This window comes from Rhizomicrobium palustre (genome assembly GCF_011761565.1).
GTDB lineage: Bacteria > Pseudomonadota > Alphaproteobacteria > Micropepsales > Micropepsaceae > Rhizomicrobium > Rhizomicrobium palustre.
In genome coordinates this window covers 2,482,467-2,497,066 of the sequence record NZ_JAASRM010000001.1, presented here as the reverse complement: position 1 = coordinate 2,497,066, position 14,600 = coordinate 2,482,467, and the positions used below count along the sequence as shown (strand labels likewise).

General features: G+C 60.0%; 12 protein-coding genes and 1 riboswitch. Of the genes, 5 read left to right on the top strand and 7 right to left on the bottom strand.

The annotated features are described in order from the left end of the window. Nucleotides 1-31: 31 nt before the first annotated feature. Entirely contained in the window at nucleotides 32-250 is a 219-nt protein-coding gene (locus tag FHS83_RS11170) for a hypothetical protein (RefSeq protein WP_167083038.1), read from the top strand. A gap of 284 nt (nucleotides 251-534) precedes the next feature. Then, the gene (locus tag FHS83_RS11165) at nucleotides 535-957 is read left to right on the top strand and encodes a copper chaperone PCu(A)C (protein WP_167083037.1); all 423 of its coding nucleotides are present in this window, start codon (nucleotides 535-537) and stop codon (nucleotides 955-957) included. A 1-nt stretch (nucleotide 958) separates the two neighbouring features. Here FHS83_RS11165 and ubiV read toward each other — a convergent pair whose 3' ends face one another. The 4 genes from ubiV to FHS83_RS11145 all read right to left on the bottom strand — a co-directional run bounded on the left by ubiV (nucleotide 959) and on the right by FHS83_RS11145 (nucleotide 3,764). Continuing rightward, on the bottom strand, nucleotides 959-1,858 hold the full coding sequence (ubiV, locus tag FHS83_RS11160) for a ubiquinone anaerobic biosynthesis protein UbiV (protein ID WP_167083036.1): 900 nt from the start codon (nucleotides 1,856-1,858) through the stop codon (nucleotides 959-961). A gap of 11 nt (nucleotides 1,859-1,869) precedes the next feature. After that, nucleotides 1,870-2,862, bottom strand: coding sequence for a ubiquinone anaerobic biosynthesis protein UbiU (gene ubiU / locus FHS83_RS11155; protein ID WP_167083035.1), 993 nt, complete (start codon nucleotides 2,860-2,862; stop codon nucleotides 1,870-1,872). Continuing rightward, a complete protein-coding gene (gene ubiT, locus FHS83_RS11150; RefSeq protein ID WP_167083034.1) occupies nucleotides 2,859-3,395 on the bottom strand; it encodes a ubiquinone anaerobic biosynthesis accessory factor UbiT in 537 nt (178 codons plus the stop codon). The genes ubiU and ubiT overlap by 4 nt, the downstream gene beginning before the upstream one ends. Nucleotides 3,396-3,590: 195 nt before the next feature. Next, nucleotides 3,591-3,764: a hypothetical protein gene (locus FHS83_RS11145; RefSeq protein ID WP_167083033.1), complete on the bottom strand. Its 174-nt coding sequence runs from the start codon at nucleotides 3,762-3,764 to the stop codon at nucleotides 3,591-3,593. A 210-nt stretch (nucleotides 3,765-3,974) separates the two neighbouring features. Further along, nucleotides 3,975-4,080: riboswitch (SAM-I-IV-variant riboswitch) on the top strand. 59 nt (nucleotides 4,081-4,139) lie between these two features. Between FHS83_RS11145 and FHS83_RS11140 the strand changes: the two genes are divergently transcribed. The 3 genes from FHS83_RS11140 (at nucleotide 4,140) to FHS83_RS11130 (ending at nucleotide 7,899) form a co-directional block, all read left to right on the top strand. Next, nucleotides 4,140-5,180 (top strand): threonine aldolase family protein, encoded by a 1,041-nt coding sequence (locus FHS83_RS11140; RefSeq protein WP_167083032.1) that lies wholly within the window; start codon nucleotides 4,140-4,142, stop codon nucleotides 5,178-5,180. A gap of 59 nt (nucleotides 5,181-5,239) precedes the next feature. Continuing rightward, entirely contained in the window at nucleotides 5,240-6,787 is a 1,548-nt protein-coding gene (locus FHS83_RS11135; protein WP_167083031.1) for a sodium:solute symporter family transporter, read from the top strand. A 101-nt stretch (nucleotides 6,788-6,888) separates the two neighbouring features. Continuing rightward, nucleotides 6,889-7,899, top strand: a complete 1,011-nt coding sequence (locus FHS83_RS11130) for a LacI family DNA-binding transcriptional regulator (RefSeq protein WP_167083030.1) — start codon at nucleotides 6,889-6,891, stop codon at nucleotides 7,897-7,899. Here FHS83_RS11130 and FHS83_RS11125 read toward each other — a convergent pair. The 3 genes from FHS83_RS11125 to FHS83_RS11115 all read right to left on the bottom strand — a co-directional run bounded on the left by FHS83_RS11125 (nucleotide 7,889) and on the right by FHS83_RS11115 (nucleotide 14,307). Further along, the gene (locus tag FHS83_RS11125) at nucleotides 7,889-10,078 is read right to left on the bottom strand and encodes a beta-glucosidase family protein (RefSeq protein ID WP_167083029.1); all 2,190 of its coding nucleotides are present in this window, start codon (nucleotides 10,076-10,078) and stop codon (nucleotides 7,889-7,891) included. The two genes, FHS83_RS11130 and FHS83_RS11125, sit on opposite strands and share 11 nt — an antisense overlap. A 26-nt stretch (nucleotides 10,079-10,104) precedes the next feature. Then, nucleotides 10,105-11,502 (bottom strand): glycoside hydrolase family 30 protein, encoded by a 1,398-nt coding sequence (locus FHS83_RS11120; protein ID WP_167083028.1) that lies wholly within the window; start codon nucleotides 11,500-11,502, stop codon nucleotides 10,105-10,107. A gap of 66 nt (nucleotides 11,503-11,568) precedes the next feature. Then, nucleotides 11,569-14,307, bottom strand: coding sequence for a TonB-dependent receptor (locus FHS83_RS11115; protein WP_167083027.1), 2,739 nt, complete (start codon nucleotides 14,305-14,307; stop codon nucleotides 11,569-11,571). Between the last annotated feature and the right edge of the window lie 293 nt (nucleotides 14,308-14,600).

Below are 14,600 nucleotides of genomic sequence, written 5' to 3'. Positions count from 1 at the left end.
GATACGAACGGCACGGACGGCATAGTGGGCGATGGGCAAGGATTTCAGAGAGCGGCAAGCAGAAGAGGATCGGGCAGCACAAGCCTTGATCACCGACGCCCAGCTCAAATCCCAAGCGATCCGCAAACGCCTCGCCGACGTCGCTCGGGACCTCAGGGCCGCCGCCGAACAAGCGGGGACCAGAAGTGAAAACCTTTTGAATTTAGCCAGTCGTTTTGAACGTCAATCACAGTCGGGGGATAACGTATGATCGGTCAAACACTCAGCATGATCTTCCCAGCCGCCCTGGCCGCCCCCAGCCTCGGCGCGCAGTCCCAAGCCGATCATGGTGAGACCGTTTTTACGTACCTCCAGCGCGTGAGAGACGAACTGCTTTGGCCTCGGATTCTCGTCCGTAGTGCACCCCCGCCAGACGAGATCTAAGCCGATAGCGCCTGCCCGTTTCCCCCTAAGGACGGGCAGGCGCGCCCCTTCTAGCTTGACGATCGCCTCACACGCCGCTTAGCTCGCCCCGCATCCAAAAGGGCATCAGCTATGCGGCGCTTTCTTTTCGGGCTTACGGCTCTGACGATGGCTTCCGGTCCGGCTTTGGCCGGCACAATCTCCGCAGGCGATGGCTGGTTTCGCGCCCTGCCCGGCGACCTGCCCGCGGCGGGCTATGTCGTCCTTAGAAACAGCGGCAAAACGGCGGTGGCACTCACCGGTGCCCAATCGTCCGCCTGCCCCACGCTGATGCTGCACATGACCCATCAGATGGATGGCATGATGCATATGATGGAAGTGCCCAAAGTCGAGATCGCCCCGGGGGCTACGCTGAACCTGGCGCCCGGCGGCTATCACTTGATGTGCATGAAACCCACGCTGAAGCCGGGCACGACTGTGCCGGTGAATTTGACCTTTTCCGATGGCACATCGCTCGCGGTGAATTTCGCGGTGCGCAACGCGCAAGGTAAATAGCCTAGTCGACTTCCGTCAGCATATGGCCGGGCACGCCGCGCAGGAACCCATCCGAAAGCGGCCCCGGCAGATGCAGCACTGAGATCGCCTCACCCGCTTCCTTGGGCGTAGTGACGCCATCAGCAAGGTCGCGGAAGACTTTGGCGACCCGCACCATATCGCAGCTTTGCGGCGACAGGCGCAGCGATACGACACCCGCATCGCGCAAGGTTTCGACATGGCGCATGGCGGCAGTCACGACATAACCCATAGTCTGAATGCCATTCACCGCGAGGAAGGGCGTGCCATCGAGCGTCTCGACGTTCATACCGTCGCGCTCATTCTCGCAGATGAACTGGCAGGCATCCTTGGCCATGCCGCGCGCACGCGCCGAATAACACCGGGCAGACAAGGCCAACGGCGGACGGCCAAAGGCGAACACCTCTACCGCATTATTACCCTTGGCTAGAAGGCGGATGGAGTCCAGCGGCAATTCCGGCGGCAGACAGATGCGGGTGGCGCCGAGCTTCAAATGCAGCGCCAGCGCGTCTTCATTGTAGATATTGATGAACGGCCCAATGATATGCGGGCGGCCATTCAGCATATGCACGGTGGCGATATCATTGGCCTCAATCCGATAGCCGGCCTGGATCACATCGCTGATTTCGCGGATCTCGCGCTTGGAGGTCGGCAAGGCCAAAGTCGAATAAATGACTTCTTTGCCACCGCGCTCCAGCCGGTCCACTACTTCAAGGGTGACGTCATCCACGAAGGGCTTGCGCTTGGAGCAGACCACCTCGCCGATGCAGACGCGATCCACCGCCGCTTCATCGGCGATGCGGGCATAAAAATCGACCCATTTGGCGACCGGCCAGTTGAACAGGACCGGACCGAGAGTGAGCGAGAGGCGCGGGCGTTGCATTACGTTATCCATTAGCGCCAAGCCTTCTTATAAGCGCCGACCGTATCGCGCTGGCCTTCGGTGAGACCGCGCAATTCTTCAAAATCGACTTTCTTGCCTGCCGCCATGGCGTCAATCGCCTTGCGAAAGGTGCGCACCACGGTGGAAATATAAGCGCGTCCGCGCTGGCGGCCTTCGATCTTGAAGGCGGTGACGCCAATCTCGGCCAATCGCGGCAGAAGCTCGACCGCGTTCAGGCTCACCGGATCTTCGAACAAATGCGAAACAGCCCCTTCAGCCAGGAAGCGGCCTTTGCAGAGGGTGGGATAGCCCGCAGGCTCGCCACGCTCAAAGCGCTCGATGGTGAAACCGCCCACACTCGCCACCAGGGCATCGCGGTCCTCGCGATAGGTGACGTGGCTCGGGGGCGAGCAGACGCCCGCCATATTGGGCGATTTTCCGGTGGCGTAAGAGGAGAGCATGCAGCGCCCCTCGGCCATCACGCAAAGCCCGCCAAAGACGAAGACTTCGGTTTCGCAAGGAGACGCCTGGGCCGAAAGACGCGCAATTTCTTCCACAGTCAGCACGCGCGGCAGCACTATGCGCGAAATGCCAAAGCGGTCGCGATAAAAGGCGATTGCCTCAGGCGTCGCGGCGGCGGCCTGCACGGAGAGATGCAAACGCTGCTTGGGATGGGCCTTGCGGGCGTAATCGACCAGCGCGATATCGGCGAGAATCAAAGCATCGGCACCGGCGGCAACCGCATCATCCACGCCGCGCTTCCATAAATCAGTGGAGCCTGCGCGCATGAAGGTGTTGAGCGCGATCAGAATCTTGGCGCCGCGCTCATGGGCATATTGCGCCGCCTCCCGCATTTCATCGCGATCGAAATTGAGGCCCGGAAAATTGCGCGCGTTGGTTTCATCGCGAAAACCGCAATAGACCGAATGCGCGCCAGCGTCGACGGCGGTGCGAAGGCCTGCGGGCGTACCGGCGGGACAGACGAGTTCGAGATTCTTGCTCATGCGACATACACCCCGTTGGGGCCGTTATCTTCCGGCGCATCAAGAACACGACGAAGGCGTGTGAACATCTGCCTTGCGGCGCGGTTCACCGGACCTTGCAGGCTCTTGGGCAGGCCAAGCACCGTGGAAGGATCAAGTTCCGCATTCTCGATGGCATTGCGCAGCGCTAGCACCGCCTCGGTATCGCCCTCGATGGACAGATCGCGCGAAAAGAACAAGGCATCGCCATCATAGCTGCCATCCACCATGCCGATCAGCACCACCAGCGGCGCCGCAATGCGCGCATCGAAAATGGCCGTGTCACGCACGACCGAAAGCTGGGTACGGCCCTCGTCCGGACGGATGACGAACACAAAGGGGCAATCCACCGGATCGACCGCGAAGGTGCGCCCGGTATAGGCGCCAAGCCTGGCGGCGAAAGAGGGACGAGCGGCCATGGCATTGGCCATCAGGCGGCGCGCCATTACCTCAAGCGGCAATAGCGGCAACAATCCCGCAGCACGGGCAACGATAGGGGGCAGGTATCCACGCATGCCTCAAATTCTAAACTTGTCACCGGCAGCCTCAACCCGCGCCCCGGCGTTTGGCAGGTTTTGTCGCGGGGCCGCGTCAATTTGGGCCGTCACGTCGCTAACAATTGTATCCGCGATACCGGTATCGCCCTGCGCGATGAAAGGCATCAAGCGCATGCCTGGGCGGCAGCTAATCCTCCGCCCAAGGACGATTTATCAGCCCTGGATGAGCGTGAAACCCGCTTCGACAAGGCGGTCCATCGCATCGCTTTGCAACTGCACCCAATCCACTGGATGATCCGGGAAAATGAGAGCCTCCGAGGCACAGAAGCTGGCACCGAGCTGCAGCAACGCGGCCACGGAAAGGCCAAGAAGCATTGAGCGAATCATCTGGTCCCTCCACGGTCGATACGCAGGAAATCATACCGGATTTTCGCGGGCAGCGGGATGACGAGTTCGTTACCCTCCTCCGGGGCATGATTTACGGTTTTCTGCGTCATTCTTAGGCAAAACCGCAGCTTTGCAGCTTCTGCATAGCCGTTTCCCGCCCGCTTCGCGGATTTTGCGCATTGGCAAAGCGCCGAAATTTCCGTAACTAGCGCCCAGCATGACGAGTTGGGCGCTGCCCAACGCCAACCTGCTCCCGAGCAAGGTGGCGCTCTCGCTTAGAGAGAATGCGGCCGATCCGGCAACAAACGGGGACGCGCATCACCAACCCGCCATGTACGGTTTGTAAGAGTACTTTGGGTACAAGGATTGGGCGCGATGAAAAAGCAGCAGTTCGCAAGCGACAACTATGCGGGGATCTGCCCCGAAGCTTTGGCTGCCATGGCCGAGGCCAATAGCGGACATGCCCGCTCCTATGGCGATGATGAATGGACCTCCCGCGCAGCAGACAGCCTGCGCCGCCTTTTTGATCGCGATTGCGAGGTGTTTTTCGTCTTCAACGGCACGGCCGCCAACTCCCTGGCGCTCGCCTCGCTATGTTATTCCTACAATAGCGTGATCTGTGCCACCGCCGCCCATGTCGAAACCGATGAATGCGGTGCGCCGGAATTCTTCTCCAACGGCTCCAAAATCCTCGCCGTGCCGGGAGAAAACGGCAAGCTGACGCCCCAATCCATCCGCGCCATCGCGACGGGACGTTCCGATATCCATTTCCCCAAGCCGCGGGCCGTCACCATCACCCAGCCCAACGAGCTTGGCATCACCTACAGCATAGAAGAGGTACAGGCGATCTCGGCCGTTTGCCGCGAGCTGGGCCTAAAACTGCATATGGATGGTGCGCGTTTCGCCAATGCCTGCGCCAGCCTGGGCGTGAGCCCGGCCGAAGCGAGCTGGAAAGCCGGTGTAGATGTGCTCTGCTTTGGCGGCACCAAGAACGGCATGGCGACCGGCGAAGCGATCATCTTCTTCGACCGCTCCCTGGCGACTGACTTTGATTACCGTTGCAAGCAGGCAGGACAGCTCGCCTCCAAGATGCGTTTTCTGGCGGCACCATGGGTCGGCATGATTGAAAATGGCGCCTGGCTGAAAAACGCCGAACACGCCAATGCTTGCGCCAAGCGGCTGGCCGCGCGCCTCGAAGGCCTTCCCTATATCGCCCGGGTTTATCCGGTGAACGCCAATTCGGTCTTCCTGAACGCACCAACGCCGATCCTGGAAGGGCTGCATCAGCGCGGCTGGCATTTCTACACCTTCATCGGTGGCGCGGCCCGCTTCATGTTCGCCTGGGATGCCGATCCCGCAGAGGTTGACCGTCTGGCCGATGACGTGATCGCCGAAGTGAAAGCGTTCGGGAAGTAGTTGGCGAGCCCCCCGTCTGTTGCGCTAATCTCGCGCCCTCTTCTGGGCGCGGGGGTATTGTGCTGACGGGTTTCGATTTCGGCGTCATAGCCATATATCTGGCAGGGCTTTTGGCCTTTGGGGCCTTACTGTCCCGCCGCAAAGCTTCGCCCAACGAGTTTTTCCTCGCTGCCCAAAACGCCTCCTGGCCCGCCATTGGCCTTGCCATGATGGGCACCAATGTTTCACCAGGCGTGCTGATCGGCGTGACCGGCTCGGCCTATGCGTTCGGCATTTCCGTCTACAATTACGATTGGATGGCGAGCGTCATCCTGGCGTTATTCGCGGTTGTTTTTCTGCCGGTGGTGCTCGCCGCGCGCGTCTATACCATGCCAGAATTCCTGGAGCGGCGCTTTGACTGGCGCGTGCGGATGTGGTTTTCGGCGCTGTCGCTGTTTCTCTGCATCTTTCTCGATGCGGCGGGCGCGCTTTATTGCGGCGCGCTGGTCTTGCGCTTTCTTTTTCCCGCCCTGCCCTTCATCGGCACCATCATCACGCTCGCTATCATTTCCGTGATCTACTCGGTCAGCGGCGGCCTGCGCGCCGTGCTCTACACCCAGGCGGCGCAGGCCCTCACAGTATTGGGCACAGCGCTGCTCTTGGCAGGCTTCGCATTTGACAAAGCGGGCGGCTGGCACCAGGTGATGACAAACGTTCCGCAAGAGGCGCTGTCACTGATCCGCCCCGCCAGCGACCCTTATATGCCGTGGACGGGCCTCGTTTTCGGCGCACCCATTTTGGCTTTCTATTTCTGGTGTACCAACCAATCCATCGTCCAGCGCATGCTGGCGGCACGATCCGTCGCCGATGGCCAGAAGGGAGCGCTGCTCGCGGGGCTTCTCAAACTCACCACACTGTTTGTGATCGTGATGCCGGGCATTGCCGGGCGAGTGCTGTATCCCGATCTGAAACAGGCCGACGACATCTATCTGCAGCTCGCCTTCGGTGTCATGCCCGCAGGGCTTTTGGGCTTACTGTTGGCGGCCTTTCTGGGCGCGCTGATGGCGCAGCTTTCAGCGAGCTATAACAGCGCCGCCACACTCGTCACCATGGACTTTGTTAAGCGCCGCTGGCCGGATATCAGCGACCGGAAAATCGTCTCCACCGGACGCCTCGCTACCATCGTGGCGATGGTCCTTTCAGCCATGTGGGCGCCGCAGATCCTCCATTTTCCCTCGCTCTGGCAGTACTTCCAGGCGGTTCTGGCCTATGCCACGCCGCCGGTGGTGGCGCTTTTTCTGGGCGGGCTCCTATGGCGGCGGGCCAATGCCAACGGCGCCATTTGGACGACGGGGCTCGGCAGCCTCATCGGCTTAACCTTGTTTGTCCTTTCGGCGACCGGTGTTTGGAAACTGCCATTCCTGGTGGCGGCGGTTCTCGTCTTTCTTGCCTCCTGCGCCATCTTGGGCGCGGTGAGCCTTATTACACCCCGATCCAGCGAAGAGGCGGGGCGCGCCGAAGCCATGGTGAAGAGCTTCAGGGCCACCAAGCCACGCCTGAATGGCGTTACAGTTTTCGCCGCGGGGCTGATTGTGGTGACAGGCGTGGTGGTAATCCTGTTCTGGTAAATATTGCTGCGGCGATTATTGGATTTTCCCGCGCGGGGATTGATGCATAATCGGCTTTCAACTTGCGTGTTGTTGGCCTCTCAAACGGATTCCTCGGCTTCATGGCGACGATCAAGGATGTGGCAAAGCGAGCTGGTGTCGGGGTTGGCACCGCATCACGCGCCATCGCGGGATCCGGCCCAGTTTCGGCCAAAGCCGCCGAGCGCGTGCGCAAAGCGGTGGAAGAACTCAACTTCCGCCCCTCCCATGCCGCCCGCGTCTTGCAAAACGGCCAATCCCAAACCATCGGGGTTTTTGTGCCGCTGATCCAGGGTTCGTTCTACACCCCGATCCTGCATGCAATTTATACCAATCTGCGCGCCACTGGGCGCCATATGGTGGTTGATTTCGGCCAGACGCTGGACAGCGAGCGCCAAGATTCACTCGATGGCGCCGAGTTCCTGGTGGATCGCGGCTGCGACGGCCTCATCCTGATGGCGACGCGGCTGAAACCAAAAGACGTCGAAAAACTGATGGCGCTGCAGCCCAAAACCGTGCTGCTGAATCGCAGTGCACCGGCCTATGCGGATCGTTGTTTTAATCCCGATCACAAGACCGCCGGTGCCGCCGCGGCTCGCGCCCTGTTCGAGGCAGGGCACAGAAAACTCGCCGTGATCGAAGGCCCGGCCAGCTCTGCCGATAACGTGGCGCGCCTTAAAGGCTTCTATGCTGCGCTGGCCGAGGAAGGGATCGACACAGACAGCATTCCGCGCGTGAGCGGCGACTTCTCGCCGGAGAGCGGCGCTGCGGGGGTGCGGACCCTTCTGGAAGGGCGCAAAAAGTTCACCGCGATCTTCTGCGCCAACGACGAATCCGCCATGGGGGCACTCGCCTATTTGCAGCAATCGGGCGTGCGCGTTCCCGACGATCTGTCGGTGATGGGCTATGATGGCATCGATCTTTCTGCCTTCACCGTGCCGCCACTCACCACCGTTCTGATCCCCTGGCGCGAGATCGCCAAGAACGCCCTTAATCACCTGCTCAATCTCTGTTACGGCACAGAGCTCGAGGTGAAGCGGGATTTGGAGCCGCAGATTTTGTGGCGCGGCTCCGTTTCTCGCATCAAGGGGTGACCGTCACCTTCGCCTTGATATCGGCTGAGGATGCACCCAGCGATACCGTGAGCGGACCGGCGACCTTCTTCCAGCTCTTCGCCGCGCTGTCATAGGTCGAGATCAGACGCGGATCGAGCGTCAACGTGACTTGCGTGGCCTGCCCCGCCTGCAAGGCAACTTTGGTGAAGCCCGCGAGACGCTTGGGGGCTTCGAACTCCGCCGCCGAGACATAGACCTGCGGCACATCCTTGCCCGCGCGCGCGCCGGTGTTCTTCACCGTAAAGCTGACCGTGACCTTGCCATTCACTGTCGCGGCTTTGAGATCGCTATAGGCAAAGCTGGTATAAGAAAGCCCATAGCCAAAGGCGAAGAGCGGCTTCTGCCCGTTCTTCTCATACCATTTGTAGCCGACCGCGGCGCCTTCGCTGTAGTTCACCGAGAAGGGCGTATCCTTGGGCAAACCCACGCCATCGATCTTCTGGCGCGGCAATTGCGCGAGGCTTTGCGGGAAGCTGACCGGCAAGCGGCCCGAAGCATCCACCTCGCCGAACAAGACGCGCGCGATGGCTTCACCACCGCCGCTGCCCGGCATCCAGGCCTCCACAACCGCTGAGACTTTATCAATCCACGGCATCAACACGGCGCCGCCGGTTTCAAGCACCACTACCGTATTCGGATTGGCGGCGGCAACGTTGCGGATGAGATCATCCTGATTGTCGGCCAGGGTCAGGGACAAGTCCATGTCCTCCGAAGCCCATTGCGTGGCGAACACCACCACGACGTCAGCCTTGGCAGCGGCCTTGGCGGCAGCAGCTTGATCCTTGCCATCGAAATACTTCACATCGGCCATGGGGGCCCGCGCCATCATCGCTGCCATCGGCGCGCTCGGCAGATAGACGATCGGTCCCGGCCAGCCCTGCGGCCCAAGACCCGGAACAGCATTGCCTCCCGCCGGAAAAACGGTGGAGGACCCGCCACCCGAAATCACGCCGCGATCCGCATGACCACCGATGATGACAATACGCTTGGCCGTCTTGGCAAGCGGCAGGACATTGCGCGAATTTTTGAGAAGGACGATCCCCTCCTCCGCCGCTTCCGCCGCGATCTGACGGTTGGCGGTGAAATCGATCGCCTCTCCACCGACAGGGTGATCCACCGCACCCGCCGCGAACATGGAGCGCAGGATACGCCGCGCCATATCATCGACACGCGCTTGCGGCACGCGGCCCGCGGCCACGGCATCCTTCAGCATCTTGTCGAAATAGAGTTTGTTGTCGAAGACGCCTGCCGATTCCTGGTCAAGACCGGCCAGCGCGGACGCTTCCGTCGAATGCACGGCGCCCCAATCCGACATGACATAGCCCGGATAGGCGAAATCCCGCTTCAAGACCTGATTGAGCAGATAATCGTTTTCGCAGGCATAGACCGTGTTCACCTTGTTATAGGAACACATCACCGATCCCGGCGCACCCTGCTCGATGGCGATCTGGAAGGCAAGAAAATCGGATTGACGCGCGGCGGAATCCTCAATGTCGGAGGAGACGATACCCCGGCCGGTTTCCTGCGCATTGAGCGCCCAATGCTTGACGGTCGAGATGACATGCTCGGACTGGATACCTTTCACCGATGCCCCAACGATGGTGCCCGCCAGCAAAGGGTCTTCACCAGCATATTCGAAGTTGCGCCCGTTGCGCGGCTCGCGAATGAGGTCGACACCGCCCGCAAGCAGAACATTGAAGCCCGAGGCCCGCGCCTCGCGCCCGATCATGGCGCCGCCCTTCGCCGCAATTTCAGGATTGAAGCTCGCCGCCACGGCAAGGCCAGACGGCAGCGCGGTGCGTTCGCGATAGGCGTCAGCAGATTCACGCTGGGTGGCAACCCCCATCCCCGCATCCGTGATCCACTGTGCCGGAATGCCGAGGCGCGCGATGCCCGGGACATAGCCAGCGGAGCCCATGCGTGCGTCTGCCGGTGGCATGAATTTGACGTCGTCTTTCACGGAGCCGAAATAGCCGAACACGAGTTGGAACTTCTCATCCGGCTTTAGCTGCTGCAGCACCGCATCAGCCCGCAAATCCGGCGAAAGGTTTGGATCACGCCATGGTTCAGAGGCGGCCAGAGCGCCCATGGAGAAAAGCGGGCCGGTGAGAGCTAGGCCACAGCAGCAGGCGCGAAGCGCTTTTGTGAAAGACATCATCTGGGCTTTCTTCTTCTTGTGAACACTCAATGCCATACGAACGTGGCCACTCCGCCGGCCACCAGCGCATAAGAGAAGCTTTTCACGCCATCCGTCACCGTCAAGGTTTTGTTGACGGAACTACGGTTGACGGTCAGCAAAACCAACGACGCGTCGGGATTGCGAAATGCGACCGCAGATATACCTTCCGGCGCGGTGCCGCTTTCAATCCGTGTGGCGCCTTGTGCCACGAAACGGCTGGCGTGGCCGAGCACATAATATTCAAGATTGCGCGAGATTACGCCGGTCTTGGAATTGATCGAAACAACGCCACGGCAATCGCCGCAACCACCTTTATGCGGACCACTGTTTTCATCCAGGGCAAGGTTCCAAAAAAGCACGCCCTTCGACCAATAGCGGACGGACTCCACCAAGGAGCCGGCCATCCAGGGCAAAGCATCGGACCATTTTGGCGACCAGCCGCCGCCCGAACATTCGGTGAAATAGGTTTCCTTGTCGGGATGGGCGTCATGCACCTTCCCCTGCGCCGACGGCTCGCCATTATAGCAGTGCCAGGCGACACCAGCGACATAGCGCGCGGCCTTGGCATCAGAAAGCATAGTGAGGGGAGACTGCGGCTCGTCCCAATTGTGATCCCAATCGAGGATGCGGATTTCAGGATGGGTTTTCGACAACAACGGGCCTAGATAGCCACCAACAAAGGCCGCACGCGACTCTGGCGTCACGCGCATGCCCGGGTAATCGCCCGGCTCAAAATGCGGCTCGTTCTGGATGGTGAGCGCGTAAAGCGGCACGCCTTCGGCGGCGAGCGCATCGGCATAGCGGTTCAGATACGCGGCGAAGGACGGATAGGCCTCAGGCAACAGCGCGCCTTTGATGAGGCTGTCGGTGGATTTCATCCAGCCCGGCGCGCTCCAGGGCGAGGCCATGATCTTGAGAGAAGGATTCACCGCGAGTGCCGCGCGCGTTACCGGCAGCACATCTTCTTTGGCCGAAGCAATGGAGAAATGGGTCAGCTCAGGATCGCGCGCGCCAGCTTGCACATCATCATAGGAATAGTGCTGCAGCGAGAAATCCGAGGCGCCAATCGTGAGGCGTGTGAAGCTGAAGCCCAGGCCACCGTCCCGTCCGAACAACTCCTTAAGCAGAGCTTCGCGCGCGGAAGGTTCCATGCGGTTGATCAGATAGGCCGAGGCATCCGTGATGGCAGCGCCGAAGCCGACGATCTCCTGATAACGGCGGCTGGCATCGATGGTGATACCGGCCTTATCGACTTGTGAGAAAGAAAGGGAGGGCTCCTGCGAAAGCAGCTTCGTTCCATCTGGGGTCGTCAGGTAGACCGATACGCCGCCCTCCGCGAGGGCTGCGGTGATGGAGGGTAAGAAGGTGAGCGCGGCGATAGCGGCCAGACGAAGCAAACGCATGGAGCCCCCTAAGGAGATGAAAATCCCGCGCCCCCCGAAGGGAGGAGAGCGCGGGTTGGGAGGGCATTATAGTTTGTAATTCACGCCAAGCAGAATCTGGCGGCCGTAGAGGTCGTACTCCAACGGGAAGCGCGACGGCGCACCGGTGGAGGGATCCTGAACGGTACGATAGGGCGAGTTGAACAGGTTGTTGACCTGGAACTGGATCGACATGCCATCCAGCGAACCGGACTGGAAGTCATAGCCGAGCTGCAGGTCGGTCTGCGCTTCCGCCAGGATGCGGGTATAGACGCGGTCCGCGAAGAGGCCGGAAATCTCGCCGCGGAAATCGGAGCGGTATTTCTCGGCCACGCGGATCGAGAAGCCGTCCTTTTCATAATAGACGGTCAAGTCCGCAACCGCCTTGGAAAGACCAGGCAAGGTAGCATTCAGCGCAGTGCCGGGCCCATCCGGCTTGATCGAGGTATCCGTCCAGGAGAAGGACGAGCTGAGACCGAAACCATCCAGCGCGGAGCTCAAGAGATTACCGTCGAGTTGGGTGGACACTTCAACACCGCGGACGTACCCGCCACGGCCATTGGCCGGGGTCGAATAGTTGCCGAGCACGCTGGTTGCCTTGTCGGTGTTCCCGTTCGGATCGATGTACCCGGTGAAGTTAAAGTTGCTGATATTCTGGTTGTACACGTAGCTCGTCAGGTTCTTGTAGAAGCCCGCGATCGCGAAGTAGCTCCCCTCCGAGATGTAGTGCTCAAAGGAAAGGTCAATGGCATCGGCGCGCCAGGGCGAGAGGCGAGGATTGCCGCCATCGCCGTTCCACTGCAGCTTCGTCAGATCTACGCTTGCGCTGGCCGCGGCACGCAGCTGATCCATGCGCGGACGCGCCATGGTCTTGGCCACAACAAGGCGCAGGATTGAACCATCGCCGAAATCAGCATTGACATTGATCGAGGGCAGGAAATCCCAATAGCTCTTGCCTGCCTTGGTGGCCACCGTCGGCGCCGGTCCACCCTGGACTACACCCGAGACGTTGAAGGCCGAGGATTCCTGATCGGTATGGATCAACTGACCGCCGACACTGCCTTTCAGATCGACACCGTAAAGCGAGGTCTTGTAGTTGATCTTCGCAAAAGAGGTGAACACCTTCTCCTTGACCTTGAAGTCTTTACGCCAGTCGCCGTCGCTCATGTTGAGCGCCGTGTTGTAGTATTTGTTCAAGACGCCCGGCGTATTGAAGGTCAGGATTGGGCCAAATCCGCCGAAGCTTAGATCGGTAGGAGAATAGAGAAGATCGGACGACACCTGCGAGAGCGGCGACTTCTGAGTAGCAAAATACACCAGATAAGAGCGGCTCTTCTGGCGGGTCTGGTAATTCGCGCCCAACTCCACACTGTCGATGAAACCATCGAATTGATATTTTCCATCGAGGCGAACCGCCTCGATCACATCCTTCTGCGTCGGCTTGTCGATACGGCCATCATGGCCCCATTTCTGGGCGTCAAACAGCACGACAGAGGCCGGATCGGCGAAAGACACCGATGGTTTCAGGCTGGGGAACATTGGCCTTGTGGGAACGACGAAATCCATGCTGCTGACTGCGGTGCGGCCCGCATAAAGCTCGGTATGGGTTTCACCACGCTTGGCGTCTGAATAGCTCACATCCGCTGTCGTCGTGAACTTGCCGAAATTGAACTCGTTGCGCCAGCCGATCGAATGCAAGACGTCGACACGGGTGTTGTAGTCGTTACGCACGACAGGGCGCAGATTCTGCCAAGTGCCCGAGGTCACCAGCTTATTGCCGAGATATTGCGATGTCGCCGCATTCGACATGCCGATGGCTGGGCTCGTGACGCCGCCGAAGGAATAGGACGTGAACGGATCGGCCGTCCACATGCCGCCATGCATATATTCCTTTTGATTGAAGTTCGAGTAATAGACATCCAACGTCGAGTGCCAGACCTCGTTGGGTTGGAACTCCAGGGTGGTCACGAAGCTATCGCGTACCTGGTCCTTCGAGCGGACCCAGAGCTCAGCGCCTTCAAGCGCATCGGCATCAGCGGGCTTGCCCGCCTGAGGCGTGCCCCACAGATCCGTATTGGCCCACCACCAGGCCTTATAGTGCTTCTCCTGGAAGGGCGAATCCAGATGGGCAAAGCCGAAAGCGATACCGAGCTTCTTGTCCAGGAATTGATCGATATAGGTCAGATTATAGCGCTGACCGAAAGGGCTCACTTCGTGGGTCAGATTGCCGAGCGAGGAATATTCACCGCGCGCACCGAACGCCAACTGACGGCCACTATAATCTAGCGGGCGGGCGGATTTCAGATCCACCGTGCCCGAAAGCCCTGCCCCGACGATCACTGGATCGGAGGTTTTATAGACCACCACGCCGGAAAGAATTTCCGCAGGATATTGGTCGAACTCGACGCCGCGATTATCGCCTGTGGAAACTTGGTCGCGCCCGTTGAAGGTCGTGCCCGCAAAGTCCGGCGACAGACCGCGGATAGCGATGACCTGGCTGCGGCCGTCGACACGCTGGGCGGCAAGACCCGGCAGACGCGCGAGCGAATCCGCAATCGATGAATCAGGCAGCTTGCCGATATCCATCGCAGAGATCGCTTCAACAAGATTGACGGAATCGCGCTTCAGCGCTTCCGATGTCAGCAAGCTCTGGCGATAGCCGGACACAGTCACGGTTTCGACGCTCTGATCCTGCGCCAAGGCCGGTTGAACGGCGAACCAAGCCGAAGCGAGTGCGAGAAGTGAAACCGAAGTGCGGAGCCCTCGAGCTTTCGGAGAATGGATCATGTTGCCCCCTGGCTATGTTGTTTGTTTTATGGAAACGTTTCCATTTATGAGTATGGCAATACTAGGGCGCGCTGTCAATCACGCCACAGTGTTCTCAACGCAACACAGACGATCTACCTGCACAGAAGTCAGGCGCGAGTTGCGAGCAAAAATGCGATGGGAGCGATACCAAAGTTGAGCGGGCACTTTAACTGACCAGAAAACCCCGCCGAGCTTGGCTTATATGTCCGACTCGCGATCCACGCAAAGGCATGCGCGCGTTTTCGCATAGCCGCTCTGCGTTTGCGTGATAA

Excerpts from the sequence above, each read along its gene's own strand:
- FHS83_RS11165 (WP_167083037.1), top strand. The coding sequence starts at position 535 with ATGCGGCGCTTTCTTTTCGGGCTTACGGCTCTGACGATGGCTTCCGGT.
- ubiT (WP_167083034.1), bottom strand. The coding sequence starts at position 3,395 with ATGCGTGGATACCTGCCCCCTATCGTTGCCCGTGCTGCGGGATTGTTG.
- FHS83_RS11125 (WP_167083029.1), bottom strand. The coding sequence starts at position 10,078 with ATGATGTCTTTCACAAAAGCGCTTCGCGCCTGCTGCTGTGGCCTAGCT.
- ubiV (WP_167083036.1), bottom strand. The coding sequence starts at position 1,858 with ATGCAACGCCCGCGCCTCTCGCTCACTCTCGGTCCGGTCCTGTTCAAC.
- FHS83_RS11140 (WP_167083032.1), top strand. The coding sequence starts at position 4,140 with ATGAAAAAGCAGCAGTTCGCAAGCGACAACTATGCGGGGATCTGCCCC.
- ubiU (WP_167083035.1), bottom strand. The coding sequence starts at position 2,862 with ATGAGCAAGAATCTCGAACTCGTCTGTCCCGCCGGTACGCCCGCAGGC.
- FHS83_RS11120 (WP_167083028.1), bottom strand. The coding sequence starts at position 11,502 with ATGCGTTTGCTTCGTCTGGCCGCTATCGCCGCGCTCACCTTCTTACCC.
- FHS83_RS11170 (WP_167083038.1), top strand. The coding sequence starts at position 32 with ATGGGCAAGGATTTCAGAGAGCGGCAAGCAGAAGAGGATCGGGCAGCA.
- FHS83_RS11115 (WP_167083027.1), bottom strand. The coding sequence starts at position 14,307 with ATGATCCATTCTCCGAAAGCTCGAGGGCTCCGCACTTCGGTTTCACTT.
- FHS83_RS11130 (WP_167083030.1), top strand. The coding sequence starts at position 6,889 with ATGGCGACGATCAAGGATGTGGCAAAGCGAGCTGGTGTCGGGGTTGGC.
- FHS83_RS11145 (WP_167083033.1), bottom strand. The coding sequence starts at position 3,764 with ATGATTCGCTCAATGCTTCTTGGCCTTTCCGTGGCCGCGTTGCTGCAG.